At 37.4% G+C, this 18,169-nt stretch carries 16 protein-coding genes; 2 read left to right on the top strand and 14 right to left on the bottom strand.

The window, feature by feature from the left end:
- Positions 1–2 precede the first annotated feature (2 nt).
- From OEA66_RS05830 to OEA66_RS05815, 4 genes are all read right to left on the bottom strand, one after another.
- Entirely contained in the window at positions 3–1,280 is a 1,278-nt protein-coding gene (locus OEA66_RS05830) for a sensor histidine kinase (RefSeq protein ID WP_267280496.1), read from the bottom strand.
- Positions 1,277–1,954 carry a response regulator transcription factor gene (locus OEA66_RS05825; protein WP_267280495.1) on the bottom strand — a complete coding sequence of 226 codons (678 nt, stop codon included), beginning with the start codon at positions 1,952–1,954 and terminating at the stop codon, positions 1,277–1,279. Before OEA66_RS05825 ends, OEA66_RS05830 begins: the two co-directional genes overlap by 4 nt.
- A gap of 61 nt (positions 1,955–2,015) precedes the next feature.
- The gene (locus OEA66_RS05820; protein WP_267280494.1) at positions 2,016–2,717 is read right to left on the bottom strand and encodes a hypothetical protein; all 702 of its coding nucleotides are present in this window, start codon (positions 2,715–2,717) and stop codon (positions 2,016–2,018) included.
- A gap of 134 nt (positions 2,718–2,851) precedes the next feature.
- On the bottom strand, positions 2,852–3,358 hold the full coding sequence (locus OEA66_RS05815) for a hypothetical protein (protein WP_267280493.1): 507 nt from the start codon (positions 3,356–3,358) through the stop codon (positions 2,852–2,854).
- A gap of 250 nt (positions 3,359–3,608) precedes the next feature.
- On the opposite strand from OEA66_RS05815, the gene OEA66_RS05810 reads away from it, so the two are divergent.
- On the top strand, positions 3,609–4,793 hold the full coding sequence (locus tag OEA66_RS05810; protein WP_267280492.1) for a BT3233 family polysaccharide utilization protein: 1,185 nt from the start codon (positions 3,609–3,611) through the stop codon (positions 4,791–4,793).
- 11 nt (positions 4,794–4,804) lie between these two features.
- Entirely contained in the window at positions 4,805–5,824 is a 1,020-nt protein-coding gene (gene pelA / locus OEA66_RS05805) for a pectate lyase (RefSeq protein ID WP_267280491.1), read from the top strand.
- A 287-nt stretch (positions 5,825–6,111) separates the two neighbouring features.
- On the opposite strand, the gene OEA66_RS05800 is transcribed toward pelA, so the two are convergent.
- The 10 genes from OEA66_RS05800 to OEA66_RS05755 all read right to left on the bottom strand — a co-directional run bounded on the left by OEA66_RS05800 (position 6,112) and on the right by OEA66_RS05755 (position 17,972).
- On the bottom strand, positions 6,112–7,401 hold the full coding sequence (locus OEA66_RS05800; RefSeq protein ID WP_267280490.1) for a nucleoside hydrolase-like domain-containing protein: 1,290 nt from the start codon (positions 7,399–7,401) through the stop codon (positions 6,112–6,114).
- Between the two features lie 49 nt (positions 7,402–7,450).
- Positions 7,451–8,356, bottom strand: coding sequence for an alpha/beta hydrolase (locus OEA66_RS05795; protein WP_267280489.1), 906 nt, complete (start codon positions 8,354–8,356; stop codon positions 7,451–7,453).
- Between the two features lie 402 nt (positions 8,357–8,758).
- On the bottom strand, positions 8,759–9,658 hold the full coding sequence (locus tag OEA66_RS05790; protein WP_267280488.1) for an alpha/beta hydrolase: 900 nt from the start codon (positions 9,656–9,658) through the stop codon (positions 8,759–8,761).
- Positions 9,659–9,717: 59 nt separating this feature from the next.
- Positions 9,718–10,059, bottom strand: coding sequence for a cupin domain-containing protein (locus OEA66_RS05785; RefSeq protein ID WP_267280487.1), 342 nt, complete (start codon positions 10,057–10,059; stop codon positions 9,718–9,720).
- Positions 10,060–10,267: 208 nt separating this feature from the next.
- Positions 10,268–11,005, bottom strand: a complete 738-nt coding sequence (locus OEA66_RS05780) for a rhamnogalacturonan acetylesterase (protein ID WP_267280486.1) — start codon at positions 11,003–11,005, stop codon at positions 10,268–10,270.
- Between the two features lie 273 nt (positions 11,006–11,278).
- Positions 11,279–12,256, bottom strand: coding sequence for a pectinesterase family protein (locus OEA66_RS05775; protein WP_267280485.1), 978 nt, complete (start codon positions 12,254–12,256; stop codon positions 11,279–11,281).
- Between the two features lie 262 nt (positions 12,257–12,518).
- The gene (locus OEA66_RS05770) at positions 12,519–13,424 is read right to left on the bottom strand and encodes an alpha/beta hydrolase (RefSeq protein ID WP_267280484.1); all 906 of its coding nucleotides are present in this window, start codon (positions 13,422–13,424) and stop codon (positions 12,519–12,521) included.
- 259 nt (positions 13,425–13,683) lie between these two features.
- The gene (locus OEA66_RS05765) at positions 13,684–15,345 is read right to left on the bottom strand and encodes a glycoside hydrolase family 28 protein (RefSeq protein WP_267280483.1); all 1,662 of its coding nucleotides are present in this window, start codon (positions 15,343–15,345) and stop codon (positions 13,684–13,686) included.
- 10 nt (positions 15,346–15,355) lie between these two features.
- Positions 15,356–16,183: a rhamnogalacturonan acetylesterase gene (locus OEA66_RS05760; RefSeq protein WP_267280482.1), complete on the bottom strand. Its 828-nt coding sequence runs from the start codon at positions 16,181–16,183 to the stop codon at positions 15,356–15,358.
- 148 nt (positions 16,184–16,331) lie between these two features.
- Positions 16,332–17,972 carry a glycoside hydrolase family 43 protein gene (locus tag OEA66_RS05755; protein ID WP_267280481.1) on the bottom strand — a complete coding sequence of 547 codons (1,641 nt, stop codon included), beginning with the start codon at positions 17,970–17,972 and terminating at the stop codon, positions 16,332–16,334.
- Positions 17,973–18,169: the final 197 nt, after the last annotated feature.

Genomic DNA, 18,169 nt, shown 5'->3' with positions numbered 1-18,169 from the left:
ATTTAAAACCTGACTTGAAATTCGTGCATACCATTTTTAAAATTATAAGAAACTGAGAAATCATAAAGTTCAGCAATTGCCTGTACAATCGCCAGTCCCAAACCGCTTCCGGACTGATGTTGTTCTGATTTCTGGAATCGGGTGAATATTTTTTCGGAATCCAGAGACTTTTCAATTGCGGTATTCGAAACAATTAATTTTTTCGATTCAATTTTCACTTCCACTTTTCCTGATTTGATATTGTGGAAAATGGCATTTCGCAATAAATTGGAAACGACAATATTGATCAGTGCAGCATCGGCTTGGACGAAAAGTTCGGTGTTTTGTGAAAAGTGAATTTCGACCTGTTTAAATTCAGCAATGTCCTGAAGATCTTCAATATTTCTTCCGACAATTGTATTAACTTTAATTTCCTGATTGTCAAAAAACTGTTTGTTTTCAATTTTGGTAAGCAGAAGAAGCGATTTGTTGAGGCGAACCAGTCTCTCGATGATTTCCATAATTTCTGCAATCTTTTCCGCCTGATTTTCGGTAAAATTCTCTTTTTCAATCAACAGTTCAAGCTTGCTGATGGCGATGGCTAAAGGAGTCTGAAGTTCGTGTGAAGCATTACCTATAAATTCTTTCTGCTGCTCATAACTTTTTTCGCTGTACTGCAAAAGAGTCGTGACGGCATCCTGCAAATCGCTGAATTCTTTGGTTTTGGTTTCAACTTTAGGATAAGCTTTGCTGATTCCCAGACGATAATTTTTCAGTTCATGCAGAAGTTTATAAAAAGGCTTCCAAAGCCGCTGCAATACGAGATTGTTAATCAACAAAATGCTGAAAATCAAAAGAACATACAATCCTGCAGCGTCCCAAAGCAGTTCTTTTACAAGATCATCTTCTTCAACCATATTGTTGAAAATTTTAAGCTCGTAGAATTTTCCGTTTTGCTCAAAAACAGTCGTTAGAATTCTTACCGGTTCCAGTTCCGGTGCTTCGTCGTCGGCGTCCTGAGCGTAAATTTCAGTGTCTTCGTACGTATCTTTAAAGTTTAATGCCTGGCTTTTACTTATCGGATTTACAGCAAAGAAACCTTCATCAAAAGTTTTCTGTTGTAAAATAGTAGGATCTTTTTCTGCTTTAAAAACGATTTGTCTTTTATAATTTTCGAGCTCTTCATCTACGCTGTCTTTGATTTCATCAAGCATATTAAAATAGAAAACCACCGACCATAAACTTACGATCAGCAGAAGCCAGCTCATGAGATGAAGTATAGATTTGTTGAGCAGTTTCATTTTTCTGTCAATTTATAGCCGATTCCGTAAACTGCTTCAATTTCGATTTCGGCATTGGATTGCTGCAGTTTTTTTCTTAAATTTTTAATCTGATAATAAATAAAATCAAAATTATCTGCCTGATCGATGTGATCGCCCCAAACATGCTCTGCCAAAGCCGTTTTTGTCACCAGCCGTTTTTTATTAAGCAGAAAAAAATGGAGAATATCAAATTCTTTTCTGTTGAGCGTAATCAGTTCTCCATTTACGTAAAAGCTACGTTCGGTAAGATCCAGTTCGATATTGCCCATCTCAATACTGTTTTTGCCGTCCTGATTTTTTCTGCGGAGAACAGCTTTTATTCTGGCGTTGAGTTCGGCATTGTGAAAAGGTTTTGTTAGATAATCATCGGCTCCGAGTTCCAGTCCGGCAAGTTTATCATCAAGAGAATCTTTTGCTGAAATGATGATGACATTTTCCGATTTTCCCATGTCTTTCAGCTGCTGAAGAAGTTGGAGGCCATTTCCTCCGGGAAGCATAATGTCGAGCAGGATACAGTCGTAACTGTACAACGCAATTTTTTCGCTTGCGGACTGATAATTTTCGGCAGTCTCTATCAGAAACTGTTCCTGAATCAGCGAATCATGAATCGATTTCAAAAGTTCTTTTTCGTCTTCTACAACAAGGATTTTCATGAAGCAAATGTAGAGAATGATTCTGGAAAGAGGTGGGAATTATGAATACAAGTTTTATGACCTAATTTGCAATGTAGTGATAGAACTCGTCAGTAATCTTCGTAAAATCCGATATTTCAAATAGGTGATTATTCTGTTCCATTGTTTTTGTGAATGAATAATAATATCCGTGAGAATTATCTGTAAATCTATCTTTTAAAAAGAAAACTCCCTTATCAGTTTTTATCATCGCATATACACTGAGATCTTGCATTTGTTTTAAAATTCTTTCTTGTCCTTTGCTAAACTTAGATTTTCTTTCAATATTGATCTTATCAGATATAGGAAATGGTGATTTAGGAGAAATAATGTAGGTCCAATATTTATTATTTTCTTTAAATAGATTATCAATTCGATGTAGAGATATTTGGTTCAAAAATATTTTATTATTAACTTTTTTTACTTCCGATGAAAGGATTTTGAATTTGTCAATATTCTGATTGAGGAAATCGATATTAGCATTTTTTTCAATATATGCACTGTTTAGAAACTGATTGGGTTTTGCACCAGCTTCTTTTGCAGTCAGTTCAAAATGCTGAGAAAACCCACCCCAAAAGAAATTTGCAATTTCACTCGAAGTTCGTATCGAATCTAAGCTCCAGATTTTTTCGTCTTTAATAGGTCTTATATCCCATTTTGAAAAAGGTTTTGAAAATTTCAGGTATTCTTCTAATGAAATTTGATCCGTTGTAGTTAAACTATCTAAATACTGAAATGCTATCAAATCAAACTTTTCATTTTTATTTAAATATTCTTGACCTGATATCAAAATTGATATAAAGAAGGAAAAAACAAATAGAAATCTATGCATATTATACGTTTTGAAATATTGAGTTTTAAAATAAAAAAAAATATTTTTTAAGTTAAAGGAAATCTGTTATTTAGATCGTTATAATGTTGATCTAACAACTTTTTAATCTCCACCGCTTTCTGCGTTCCAATCAACAGTTTATTCCCATCCTTAAAAATCAGTTGCAAACCCATATTTCCTGAAATATTATAGGCTTTTCCTCTTCCGAAAGATACAATTCGTAATCCCCAGCCTCCATACTCCATCAGCGGAGAATATTCTCTTATATACGCTTTGTCAATGTTCTTCCAAGGGAAATATTTAAACTTCAAATGAAAGGGAAAGAGGCGAACTCTGATTCCCAAAGCATCTATTTTAGTTTCTAATTTAATAATGAAAAACAAAACGAAAATTAAAATGGGAATGGCTAAAGAAATAATCAATTCCGTAGTAGAGAAAAATTCAGCATTACCGATTGAATTATATGCGGAAAATCCGAGCACAAAAACGATAATCAGCCAAAGCCACCATTGTCTGAAGCGTTGGATTTCGTAAAATTCAGGATTGTCTTTCATTGAATTAATTAATATTTAAAAATAAGAAAATTTTAATTTATATCGGACTTTAAGTTCACGCAGATTAGAAAAATTAAGCAGATTTAAATAATTCAGTTTAATATTTAAAAACTTTATAATGGTCGGATGAAATAAAAAATTTCACTGAGAAAACATACAGAGAAATTTGAATTGACTTTTTAAGAAACATTTAAGGTTAAAAATTCATACAGTATTCAGAATATCTTTACTTTTGATAAAACTACATTTTATGTTCGGACAAAATATATCAAAACTGAGTTTAAGTTGTGCAATCGTTTGCATTTCTGGGAATTTTATGAATGCACAGACTTCAATTCAGGTAAAAAATACTCAGGATTTTGCAAGAAATGAAATGGTTTCTGTTTCAGCGAAGCAGTTGAAAGCATTTTTAGGGAAAAATAAAGCGGAAGATTTAAGAATAAAAGATGCCCAAAACCAATATCTTCCCATTCAGTGGATAGATAATGACGGCGACGGGAAAAATGATGAACTTCTTTTTCAGGCGAAACTCGATGCTAAGAAAACAAATTCATATACGATTTTAGCAGATGCTAACACGCCGGTTCCTGAAAGTCAGGTCACCACGTATTCCAGACTGGTTCCGGAAAGAGTAGATGATTACACGTGGGAAAACGACAAGGTGGCGTTCAGAGTGTATGGCCCAAAAGGTCAGGCTGAAGCTTTGGCGAAAGTAAAAGGAAGCACACTTTCCAGCGGAGTCGACATTTGGTTTAAAAGAACCGAAAAATCGGTTATCAACGAATGGTACAAAGGCTATCTGACAGATCCGATGTATTATCACAAAGACACGAGAGGCGAAGGCTACGATCCATATCACGTTGGAGACAGCCGTGGAACGGGCGGAATCGGGATTTGGAAAGATGAAAAACTGCAGGTTTCTCAGAATTTTGTGACTTCAAAAACGATTGCTGAAGGCCCGTTGAGAACTGTTTTTGAACTGACCTACGCACCGTGGAGTGAGTTTGGAGTGAAAGAAACCAAAAGAATTTCTCTTGATTTAGGTTCCAATTTTTCTAAGTTCGAATCGACTTTCGAAACTGAAAAACCTGTTCCGAATTACACGGTCGGAATTTCTCTTCATAAAAACGAAGGCGAATCTAAACTGAATGACAAAAATGGGTACTATCTGCACTGGGAAAAAATCGATGATGCCTTTGTGGGCGAAGGAATTGTGGTAGATCCAAAAATTGTTCAGAAATCTGTAGCTTTCAAATCTGTAACTGCGGATCAGAGTAATTTGCTGGTTGTAACGAAACCTCAGAAAAAACTGACTTATTACGCAGGATTTGCATGGCAGAAAAGCGGACAGATTCAGACACAGAAAGATTGGGAAAATCTTTTGGAGAAGCAGGCCAAAATAGTTGCCAATCCGTTAGTAATTACGATTAAATAATTAAAATATCAATGAATTTAAAATTCAAAATAGCATCATTCTGTTTAATAACAGCCACATTTTCTGCTCAGGTAAAAGATACTTTGGCCGAAAAAATGATGGTATATCAGCTTCCGAACGGTGGTTGGGGGAAACATATGAGCAATAAAAAAGAGGTGGATTATAAGAAAAAGATAGATCCTAAACTTTTAAAAATCATTAAAGCCGGAGACAATAATCTAGCAACCATCGATAACAACGCGACCTCGAGAGAGATTAACGGTTTGATTAACGCATACAGCACCACAAAAAATCCCGCATATCTGAAATCAGCAGAAAAAGGAATTGAGTATTTGCTTTCCATGCAGTACGAAAATGGAGGTTTCCCGCAATATTTCCCAAACTCTGCGATTTACAGAAAACAGGTGACATACAATGACAATGCGATGATTAATGTGCTGACGATTCTGTATAATATTTCTGAAGGAAAAGAAGGCTTTGACGCGGTAAGTTCTCAGTTAAAAGAAAAGTCGAAAGTCGCTTTGCAGAAAGGAATAGCGTGCGTTCTGAAAACCCAGGTTCTGCAAAACGGAAAATTATCGATTTGGGCAGATCAGTATAATGAAGTTACCTTAGTCCCTGAAAAAGCCAGAGCTTTTGAACCCATGTCGTTGGCTACAGGAGAATCGGTGAACATTGTGAAATTTCTGATGTTGCAGCCTGTCACTCTAGAAATTGAGAAGTCTATCAGATCAGCTGTGCAGTGGTTTAAGGAAAGTAAAATTGACGGTTACACTTACAATGTTTCGAGAGAAAGTGAGAAGGCCATCCGTACGCTGAGCAAGAAAGAAGGATCGGCAGTTTGGGCGAGATTTTATGATATTCCGACCAATAAACCGGTTTTCGGAGACCGTGACGGAAGTGTGAAATTTAATTATGAAGAGGTTTCAGAAGAGCGCAGAATGGGCTATAGCTGGTACAATGAGGCGGGTACAAAACTGATTGAAAATGAGTTTCCGAAATGGCTGAAGCGAAATAAATTGACGCAATAATAAAAAAACCTCATAGGTTTTCAAAACCTATGAGGTTTGATAGCAATAAAAATCCTGAAGCAAATATGCGTCAGGATTTTTTATTTAGTTATCGATAGCAGATTTTTCATTAAACCAAAGTTCAAAAAAGAGGAGAAATAAATGTTTAATTCCCCACAGACTCCGCAGATTTATACAGATTCTTTTTTTTGCGCGAACATCTGTGAAGATCTGTGAAATCCGTGGGAAACCATTTCGCTAGAATCCACAAAAATTCCAGTATCAAAAATTCGTGCATTCGTGGCAAACTACTTCAGCCATTCCCAACGTTTTGCCCAATCCAGTAGAATATCATTTTTCCATTTTGAGATCGTTTTTCCACCCTGAAATTTTCCTTCATACAATTTCGGATCAGACTGATCAGAAAACCACGTATTTCCTAAAGGAATATCGGTGGGATTTTCCTTTCCCGGCCAAAGATTGACAATATTTAATTTACCTTCATAACCGTTCAGTTCAGGAATTTCTGAGACAAATTTGTAAGTCAAAACTTCTGCACCTTTCGGGACATATTTCAAAGCATAGTTTCCGTCACCAAGATAAGAACCCGCCCATTTCTGAACATCTTTTTTGTGCATCGTTTCCATATGAAAAGGTGCCGCGACAGTATTTTCATTTAAAACCGGACCTTTAAAACGAAACTCTATTAACGAACAAAAAGCGATGTCCTCAGAACTTCCTTTGGCTCCGTCAACAGTAACCTGCGCACTTCGGTTGATCTTTTCAAAACTTCCGCCCCAACTTTCTCCGGTAGGATCATTGGGGTTGCCGTGCATCAGATAAAATAGGGTAGGACTGTCGCCCATTTTGATCTCGCCTTTATAATAATTTTTGAAATCTTTCCCCATCGCTCCATAACCCTTGATGTATCTGTCATAATATTCAGTGCTTTTCAGAATCTTAGGATCATCATTTTTTGAGAAAAAAGCATAATACGTCGAATTGGCTTCAATAAACCAAAGATCAGGAAAGTTTTTAGCGATGTAAGAATAAGAATTGGCACTCCATTTTTTGTTGGGTCCGCCGATCCAGTAAATTTTAATTTTATTCTGAATATCCGGAGCATCGTGCAAAGCCTGAGCGACATCTTCCAATCCGCCCCAAACCAAAACCCAAAGCGGCTGAGTTGATTTTTTTCTGGCAGATTTAACAATCCATTCTGAACCTTCGGTGGGTTTTGAAAATCCTTCATAAGGTGCATTTCCACGCAATCCCTGTTTAGAAACGGAGCGGAGATATTTTGGAGTAGGAAAACCTGAACTGTGTTTTTTTAATTTAGGTAAATCTTTCTCGTACAGACCAATCATTTTCAAAATTTCATCTTTGCTTCCGTTTCCGAAAGACGGCGAGGAAACCAACCCTTCAATATTAAATTTATCCGAATACATCAGCAAATGGATCATCGACTGATTGTCATCGGGATCAGTTCCGCCAATGTCTGTGCTGATTAAAATACGGGGCTTTTCGGAATTTTGTTTTTGTGCATGGAATAAATCAATTGACCAAAAAATTAGCGAAATTATAATTAGTTTTTTCATTGTATTCTTTAAAATTGTATCAGTAGAATGTAACAAGTCATTATTAATATTACTTATCACTTATGCTTTTGAGCCAGTCCGCGCAAATTTTCTTCCAGTTATCCGTCAGTTCAGTTTTATTGGAAATTCCGATGTTATGCTCACCTTCGGGGAAAATGAACATCGCTCCTTTCACTTTATTTTTAATCATTGCCTCATAGTATAAAATTGAATTGATAACGGGTACAGCATTATCATTCTGAGCATGAAATAAAATGGTTGGCGGAGTTTTTTCACTCACGCTATTCTGCATTGAATATTCTTTAATCTTTTCATCGGAAGTATTTTCTCCCAAAAGATTTACCCGACTTCCTTTGTGGGCAAATTCGCCTAAATCGATGACGGGCGAAACCAAAATTGCAAAGTTTGGAACGGTTGGAATGCTTGTCCAATCGCCCTTCAATTCAGTGTAATCGCCTGAAATATTGCAAGCCATTGCAGCCAAATGTCCGCCTGCAGAAGTTCCCAAAACTCCGATCTGGTCAGGTGAAATTCCATATTGAGCTGCATTTTTTCTGATTAATTTTATTGCAGCCTGAATATCCTGTAACGGACCTATTTCTCTCTGTTTTAAATCCGCAGAAGTAGGTAAGCGATAGTTTAAAACAAATGCTGAAATTCCTAAGTTGTTGAGCCATTTTGCATAAGAGTATCCTCCCAAATCGTAAGTCAAATGTCTGTAACCTCCACCTGGAATGACGATGATGGCCATTTTTTTTCTTTCCTCTTTGGCGGGTAGAAAAGCAAACAGTTCAGCTTCCTGAATCTGTGTGATTCTGCCTTCTTTTTCTTCTACAATATTTAATTTTAAACCTTTGGAATTGGGCATTTCACCTTTTGGCCAAACGGTTATTTTCTGCTGGGCTGAAATTTGAATTCCAATAAATATGCTGAATATAAGGATGAAGTTTTTCATTGTTATTTTTTTTAAAATCCGCAATTGATTATAATTTTTAATTTAACGCAAAGCCAAACAAAGAGTTTAAAATGATGACCATTTCTTAAGTTACACAAAGGCGTAAACTTAACAAAGAAATACAGTGTTCTTCATGATGACAAATTGTGGACATTCGTTTTTTTTTAATCTGAATTATTGTCGGTTAAAGACAAATTTTGTTTTGATGACAAATCTGCAGCCCGACTTATCTCAATTTTATATTTTTTTATTTGAATCGATGAACCACTTCGTTAGGTTTGAACGGAGCTCTTTTTGCGAGGAGCCCTTGGGCTGAGCTCAGGATGCGACGAACAAAAAAGCGGGAGTGGAAGGCGGAATAGCTGCCCAAATCAACTTCTCACCAATCATTTTTATTACTAATTATTTGTTACCAATACCCTCAAGCCAGTCTGCACACAGTTTTTTCCAGTTTTCATTGATCGGATCTTTGTCGGTTACGAAAAACCGGTGTCCACCTTTGGGGAAAATAAACATTGCACCTTTCACTTTATTTTTCGTCATCGCCTTGAAATACAAAATGCTGTTCATCGGCGGAACGGCCGTATCATCCTGATTGTGAAACAAAATCGTTGGCGGCGTTTTTTCGCTTACCAGATTCTGCATGGAAAATTCTGCAATTTTTTCGGGAGAAGCGTTTTCGCCCAGCAAACTGTTGCGGCTTCCTTTATGAGCATATTCGCCCAGATCAATGACCGGACAAAAAAGAATGGCAAAGTTTGGAATGGTGGAAATGATTTCCCAATCGCCTTTTAATGCTGTATAATCTTTAGAAATATTGCTGGCCATTGTCGCCAAATGTCCGCCTGCTGAGGTTCCCACGACGCCCACCTGATCGGGAGAAATTCCCCATTGAGCCGAATTTTTTCTGATGTATTTGATGGCAGCCTGGATATCCTGCAACGGCGCAATTTCTTTTTGAATTAAATCGGGTGAAGTTGGCAATCTGTAATTTAAAACAAAAGCGGAAATCCCCAAAGTGTTCATCCATTTTGCGATCTGAAAAGCACCTTCATCATAAGTCAGTTTTGAATAACCACCGCCGGGAATAATGATGACGGACTTCTGATTTCTCTCCTTCACGGGAGGCAGAAAAGCAAAAAGTTCAGCTTCTTTCAGTTCTGCCAGTTCTTTTTTCTTCTTTGTTTTCGAAGATAAAATTTTTGAATTGGGCATTTCACTTTTAGGCCAAAACGATATTTTTTCCTGTGCGGAAAACTGGATGAAAGAGAAAATAACTATTAAAAAAAGTACTTTTTTCATTTGTTTTAAATAAGAAACCTTCAAGGTTTTTAAAACCTTGAAGGTTTGAATTTAATAAGTTAATCTTTCAGGAAATCTTCTCTGAAAGGTGTGAATGCGTCAATCAGTTTTCCTTCTTCTAAACATTTCACCCCATGAAAAATATTGGGTTGGGCAAAAAATCCGTCGCCTTTCTGCAGGATTTTGGTTTCTCCGTCAACGGTTACTTCAAATTTTCCTTCAGCAACATACGTGATTTGAGAATGAAAATGCTGATGTACAGTTCCAATTGCATCTTTTTCAAACTTCACGATGACCATCATGACCTGTGAGTTGTATCCTACAAACTGTCTGGAAACACCGGCTCCCAAATCTTCCCATTCGGAATTGCCATCGAAAAATGGTTCTTTTTTGAAATTCATATTGTGATTTTTGAATTTTTGTAATTACTTAAACATAAACTTTGTCATTCCGTAGGAATCTATACATTTGAATCTTCTGTGATTCCACGCTACACTCCGTTTCGCTCTGGATGACAAACTGAGTGTTGATTTCTCTCACAGACTTTGCAGATTGAGCAGATTATTTTCTACAAATCAATCTGTGAAAATCTGTGCGATCTGTGGGATATTATTTAATATATTTCTCCAGTCCTGTCTTTAAGTTCTTTAAAGACTTTGTAGCCAGTTTGGCAACCGTTTCAGCTCCTAGTTTTGATAAATGCGTATCATCCGCTTTGTCCTTGTCGTAATATGCATTTTCACCTGCCTTGAAATGAAGGTGTAATAATTTTGATTTTTCCGGACCTGCAGCGATTTCCATCTGTTCGGTCAGTAACTGCATGTCTACAAATGCAACTTTCATATCATTCGCCACCATTCTTACCACCAAAGGATAATCGGTGTGCGTATCGATTAAAACGCCGTTTTCGTTGAAGTTTCTTCTGGTAATGGAAGTCATCAAAATTGGCGTTGCGCCTTTTGCTCGTGTTTCGTTCACGTATCTTTCCAGATTCGCTCTGTACTGCGTATGTGGATTGGTAAATTTCGTTGAATCTTTCAGTTTCTGATCGTTATGACCGAACTGAATAATTACGAAATCACCTTTTTTCAATTGCTTTTCAACCTTGTCCCAGCGGCCTTCTGTTCTGAAACTTTTTGAGCTTCTTCCGTTCATGGCGTGGTTCTGAATTTCAATATTTGGAGTTAAAAATTGTCCTAAAACCTGTCCCCAACCGTGTTCCGGATTTTTTTCGGGATTGTCTTTATTAGACATCGTGGAGTCGCCGATTAAAAATAAGGTTGGTTTTTTCTGAGCTATCGATAATGCTGAAATTATGATGCTTAGGATTAAAAGTATTTTTTTCATTTTTTAAATTTTTATTTAATGTGAAAAATTTTAAACCGCAAAAGAATCAAAAGAAATGATTTAAAATAAGACTGTCAAAAGTTTGCAAAATGTAAAAGTTTCATTTTGCAAACTTTTGATTGTCTATAGTTCTCAAAGGTCTTTTGTTTCTTTTGCGGTAAAATAACTTTTCATTGTATGATTTTATTATTGTGAAATGCTTCGACAGGCTCAGCATGACATCGCTAATACTAACTGTTATATTTAAATGGCTTTGAGATTGCTCATTGCCAATTACTTATTAATCATATCCGGATTCCAGTCTCCGAAAATGTTTTTGATGGTGTATTTTTTTGCTTCCTTTTTTGTCAGCTGATGCGACCAGGCTACACGGTTTTCGGTTTTTCCGCCTTCGCCTTTGCTTTTGTATTCTGCGTAGTAGGCAGTTTTGTCTTTGTCCGGGAACATTTTGTCGCCTTTCCAAGGGTTCCAGCCTTCAGGAAGGATGTGGTTGCCCATTTCGGTATTGATGAAAACGGTTCTTGCGTACGATCTCCACGGTCTTCCTAAAAATACTTTGTTGATGCCTTCTTTGGCAATTAATTTACAGTCGAAAAATACATATCCAAAACTTTTAGACTGATCAGTTGATGCCGCCGTAATGTAAGAATTGGCTAAACTTTTTATCGTACAGTTTTTGAAAACCACGGTTGCCGAACCGAAAATAAAGTCGGTTGTACCTTCAATGAAACAGTTCACGTAATATTGTCTGCTGTGATTTCCACCGGTATAAACAGTGTCCTGACATCCCAAAATATTGGAGTTTTTAACGATAAAACGGTCACCTTCCACATGAAGTGCAACAGCCTGTCCCTGATTGCATGAAGCATTTTTAATGGTCAGATTTGAAATTTTAACATCATCTGACATCACCAACAGCGTGTATGAATTGAAAGTCGTCATTTTCTCATTCAAAGCATCCAGTTTTCCTGAATAATCATCGTTGGAGATAATCGTATTTTCTTTGCTGTCGCCCTGTAAAGTGATTTTATGTTTTGAGGATGGAATGATGATCTTCTCATTATACGTTCCAGCTTTTATTTTAACCAAAGCTTCACCGGGACCGAGATCTCTGATGGATGTGATTGCTTTTTGAATGGAAGTAAATTGGCCGCTTCCGTCTTGCGCAACAGTCACTGTGATGTAGGGGTCAGTTCCGGCCAGTAAAAAATTGGTGATGGAAATGAAGAGTATTAAAAATATTTTTTTCATTGAAAAATTATTTTGCTTTAATATTCTTTTGTCTTGAAACAAAAGAACCAAAAATTCAAGGCTGGATTTTTCCACTAAAAATTTAAAGTAAATCCTAAAATTCCCAAACTCGTGCGGATTGAAAATTTCATTTATTTAGATAATTTTTGCCGCACTCAAACAGTGGGAATTTCTTAATGGCTTTATTTTAAATTTTCTTAACGTTCCAAACTCCTAAGCCAATTAAACGGTGAAATTAATCTAACCTTTGCCTTGACTAACATTATTTCAAAGTCTTGTCTAAAAACTCCAGCGTCAGATTTAAAGTTTCTGTGAACCACGGTTCTGCAGACCAGAAGGAGTGGGGCGTGTCTTTGATTTCGTGAAATTCTGTGAAAGTTCCATAGCTCTTCAGTTTTTTCATCATATCATCTCTTCCTGCGTGAAAGCGAGGTTGCGAAGAATTGATAAATAGAGTAGGAGGCGTATTTTTATCAACGAATTCCAATGGTGAAGCATCTTTCCAGATTTCAGGATTGTCTTTGTGGGCATAACCCAGCCAAAAAGCGTCGTAAGTTCCTTCCTTACCCGATTCTTCATGAATAAATGAAACGACACCATCTACATTCACAATCGCTTTTATTTTTCCTTTAGATTTTACTCCAACCAAAGTCGCGATCTGGGCACCCGCTGATTCTCCTAAAATTGCGATCTTTTTGGTGTCGACAGAATATTTCTTTTTGTTCTTCTTTAAATATTCAATGGCATTGTTTACATCATCAATCGCTGCGGGATATTTTGCTACTTCGCTCAAACGGTAACCGACTGCAATAGCAACATAACCTTTTGCGGCCAATTCCTGAGCCATGTATTTTTCATTTTCCTTGCTGCCAGAAATCCAGCCGCCACCATGAACCATTGCGACTGCAGGATGTTTTTTGGATTTATCAAGAGGGTAGTAGATGTCGGCTTTCAGGGAAAGTCTGTTAATGTTGGCATATTCTACATCTTTATCGATCCCGATGTTGGGCGGAACCGGTCTGTTCAAAGGCGTGATGAACGGATGTTTCTTTTTAAGTTTTTCGTATGTTGCTTCGTTTGTGTAAGGAGTAGCATTCGGCTTTGTCTGACCGAATGCTGTTGCTCCTACAAAAAAAACAAAAAGAAAATATAGTTTGTGAAAACTCATTTTTAAATTAATTTGGTGTGTTTGTTTAACCAAAACTTTTAACCACAAATCGCCAGATTCGACGAAGTCAAAAGTCACAAAAGTTTTTTGACACATTAGTTAACTTCAAGTTTAAATGTTTGAGAATATTTAGAACACATTAGTTGAAAAATTAAAATTTTTCCTGTGCGCCCATATCCCGAATCCAAAACTCCGAATCGCAATCGCGGAACCCGAATCCAGAATCCAGAAGCTCAAATCTCAAACGTCAAATCTCAAATTATTTAACCGCATTCTTGGCAATCTCTTTTGAAATGCTCAGTTGCTCACCTTTTACGTCTTTCGGAAGTTTTACCGAAGTGGTTTTTGCTCCTAAAACTTTGATGGTTGGTTTTTGAGCTGATTCCAGCTGAAGGGAAGAAAGATCAACGTTTTTACTGTTGTAAATCGTTGCTCCAGTTCCTTCTGAATATTTCAGTTTTACATTTTTCAGCTGAATTCCGTCTGCGTCTACGATGCTTAGTCCTTTTTTAGTTTCGAACTGAGAATCTTCAATGACGATATTTTTAAGGTTCATTTCAGCCAAACCGAATAAAGTAATCGCTTCATCAGAATTCGTTGCCGTGATATTTTTAAAGTAGATATTTCTGAAAACAGGCGTTTCCTCAGTCACCGGATATGTTTTTTCCGGAGCTTTGTTTCCTTCCGCTTTTTGTCCGTCCTCCAAAACCGGAGAAGCACCTTCGTAGAACATATTGAAACCAATTGTCTGCGTCGGAATGTTGATCATATCGATGTTTTTGATGTAAATATTTTCAACTACACCACCTCTTCCACGGGTTGTTTTGAAACGGAGACCAATGTCTGTTCCGATGAAAGTACAGTCTGAAACGTGCATATTTCTTGCTCCACCAGACATTTCACTTCCGATTACAAAACCACCGTGACCGTGATACACCATATTGTTTTTGATGATTACGTTTTCGGTAGGCATTCCTCTTTTTCTTCCGTCTTCATTTTTGCCTGATTTAATGCAGATCGCATCATCACCCACGTCGAAAGTATTGTCGTAGATCAGAACATTTTTACAAGATTCCAAATCTACACCGTCACCGTTTTGAGAATACCAAGGGTTTCTAACGGTAAGATTTCTTAAAATTAAGTTGGAAGTCATCAATGGATGGAGGTTCCATGCCGGAGAATTCTGGAAAGTCGGGCCATCCAAAAGAACCTGATCGCAACCTACGATGCTCACCATTACCGGACGAAGGAAATCTTTCACAGATTCAAGTTCAGATTTGTTGATTTTATCGGGAACGTTGAAACTTGAGCTGCTTTCAAATCCTTTTTTATAGCTTTCAGATGGGTACCATGTTTTTCCGTCTTTAGAAACAATTCCGCCTGATGCAACGAATTTTTTCCATTCCACTTCAGATAATTTCGATTTTTTCACGGCTCTCCATGCATCACCGCTTCCGTCAATCACACCTTTTCCTGTAATCGCGATATTTTTCGCATTTCTTGCAGAGATTGGAGATTGACAGCGGATGGTATTTAAACCTTCAAAACTCACGTCTACCAAAGGATAATCGCTTTTGTCAGTGCTGAAAATAATCATCGCACCATCTTCCACATGAAGGTTGATGTTGCTCTGCAAAACGATGGGTCCGGTTAACCAAAGCCCTCTTGGAACCACCAGTTTACCACCACCTTTTTTCACCAAAGCGTCGATTGCTTTTTTGAAAGCTTCTGTATTTTTTACACTTCCACCTGCAACACCACCGAAATCTTTGATCGATACGGTATTTGCTGCGAAAGAAGTTTCTGCCACTTTAGGCATTTTAAACTCAATTCCCTTATAAATATCTGTATTTTGTGCGTAGAACTGTCCCGAAAACATCATTGCCGTGACAAGACCTATTATTTTGAATGACTTCTTCATTATTTCTTTATTATTTAGTTTTAATTATATTTTTAAATTCTGTGAACACCATCTGTGCCACCACTTTTGCTCCTTCCGGCTGAAAATGGGTGTTGTCTTTATTGCCTTTCGGGTATGCTTCATAAACGCCTTCCGGAAGATTCATAAAGTAATGACTGCTTACATAATCCTGACCTTTTTTGGTGAAAAAATCCATGGATTTTTTGTTTAAATCGATGTAGGGAACATTCATTTCCTTCGCAATATCGATTGAAGCCTGCCAGTATTCACCGTGTACATTTTCCAGTTTGCCATCTTTCCACGGAAAGTTTCTGGCAACAGGAGTGATGATGATGGGTTTCCCACCTTTCTGAATGGTTTGAGTAACGAATAATCTTAAAAATTCTTTATACCCTTCGATATTCACATAGCGTTCTGTATGCTTTTCTGAACCGTCGTTATGACCGAACTGCATCATCACGTAATCGCCGGGTTTTAAATTTTCATAGACATATCTCCATCTTCCTTCCTGAAAAAATGTTCTTGTGCTTCTTCCACCGTGCGCCCGGTCGATGATTTTTACCGAATCTTTTAAAGACGTTAAACCTTTCAAACTGTCTTTCACAAAAAACGGTTGAAAAACCTGTCCCCATCCTGTAACGGGATAACGAACCTTCATATAATCTTTGCCAGGCTCATAATTTCCTGTGTAATCAGCCATTGTAGAATCGCCAATGAGGAAAATACGGGTGACTTTTTTATCGGATTTAGTTTTAGCAACGGCATTTTGCGACTGACATGACGACAGAAGAAATGCTGCAACTAAAAATAAAATGATATGATTAAATGTTTTGTTCATTACTTACTTGTGGCTAATCTAAAAGGCGTAATTTTTATTTGAACTTTTGACCGTCTTTTTGTCATTCCGTAGGAATCTAAATTAATATATGAGATAATTCTGTCTAGATTCCTACGGAATGACAAACATTAAGGTTGTTTAATTTCTATTAATTTTTTGTTATTCTAAAATATTCAAAATCTGCGTATCCACCGCGGTTTGCTTTCTGTGTACTTACAGAATACAATCCCACTTTGGCACCAATCCATTTTCCTGGTTTTGCCTGAAACGGTTCGCCCACTTTAATGAAATTTTTTCCGTTTTCGCTGTAACTGAACGTGCAAATTCCGTTTGGTTCGCTGACATTAACTTTAAAATAGGCTTCGTTTCCTTTTAATTTGGTTTCAAATAAAACTTTTTCCTCGCCGCCTTTTTCAGCTTTTTCTGCTTTTCTCAACTGAACATAGTATCCATCGGTTTTATTGGTGATGACAAGCGATGCATGGTCCATTCCCATAACCAAAAGACCGGCAGTTTTTCCTTCTTTGGCATCTTCGGGTGTCAATTTAACTTTAGTTGACGCTACAAAATTAGGAGCCGGAAATTTTTGAGTCAGAAGATTCGGAACATTCCAAAGGTTTTTATCATTCTCGCCCATTTTCATGGAGAATAATCTCAGGAATTTCTGTCCGGGAAGTTTGGATGACCAAACGATGTTTTCATTGGCGCTCCATTGCCACTGCAGACCTAATTTTTCACCATCAAACTCATCTGTTTCAGCTGGAGTCACGACAGGATAGGTTTTCCCGACGTTTGGCTTTTTATGCGTTAAAACCGGTTCACCGATTCCGTTTTTATCGTTGTCGATTCCCATTACAGGCCAGTCTTTTTCCCATTTCATCGGCTGCAAATGCACGATTCTTCCTCCTGCATCCACGTCCTGAAAATGATAGAACCAGTCTTCACCTGAAGGCGTATCCACCCAAGCTCCCTGATGCGGACCGTTTATTTTTGTTTTGCCCTGTTCGAGAACAATTTTCTCTTCGTAAGGACCGTAGATATTTTTTGATCTTAAAACCAACTGCCAACCTGTAGCCACACCTCCCGCCGGAGCGAAAACGTAGTAATAGCCGTTTCTTTTGTACATTTTTGGGCCTTCAACCGTCGGATGAGCATCGTGACCATCAAAAATATGAACGCCTTTATCCAAAACTTTCGTTCCTTCAGGATTCATTTTGTTTAAAGATAAAATACTTTTCACACCGGCACGGCTTCCTGCCCAACCGTGAACCAGGTAGGCTTGTCCGTCTTCATCCCAGAACGGACAGGAATCGATTAAACCTTTTCCTTCCATTACCAAAACGGGTTCGTCCCATTTTCCAAGCGGATCCTTGGTTTTTACCATGTAAATTCCGAAATCCGGATCACCCCAATAAATGTAAAATTCCCCTTTATGGAAGCGTATACTTGGTGCCCAAACAGCATCACCTCTTCTCGGAACAGCGAAATGTTCTTTAGGCAAAACATCCTGAATAGCATAGTTGACCAATTTCCAGTTGACCATATCTTTTGAATGAAGAATAGGCAATCCCGGAGCTTCGTTGAAACTTGAAGCGGTCATATAATAATCATCGCCAACGCGCGTAACGTCTGGATCTGAATAATCTGCGTATAAGATCGGGTTTCTGAAGTTTTTTCCCTGATCGGCTGTCCAGACTTCTGAAACGTAGGGTTTTTCCTGTGCATTCAAGTATGTTGATGCAATGGAAAATACGGTGATTGAAAGTATATTTAAAATTTTGTTTGTCATAAAATCAGATTTTTGATCTGTTTAGATTTTTAATCCCGAAATTTTGGGACAAAGATTTTTTTAAAGTTGCTCTGCATACTTTTAGTTCGCAAAAGCGTTCTGCTTAGCAAAGGCTTTATGTTTTTAAAATAATATTTTAACCATTAAGTTTTTATTAAGAAGTTTAGAAAAATTAAGCTGAGCTTCGCTTTAAGCAA

Source organism: Chryseobacterium luquanense (assembly GCF_026460945.1).
Taxonomy (GTDB): Bacteria; Bacteroidota; Bacteroidia; order Flavobacteriales; family Weeksellaceae; genus Chryseobacterium; species Chryseobacterium luquanense.
Note: the sequence above shows the minus strand (reverse complement) of the source record. Positions and strands in the feature narration are given on the sequence as shown.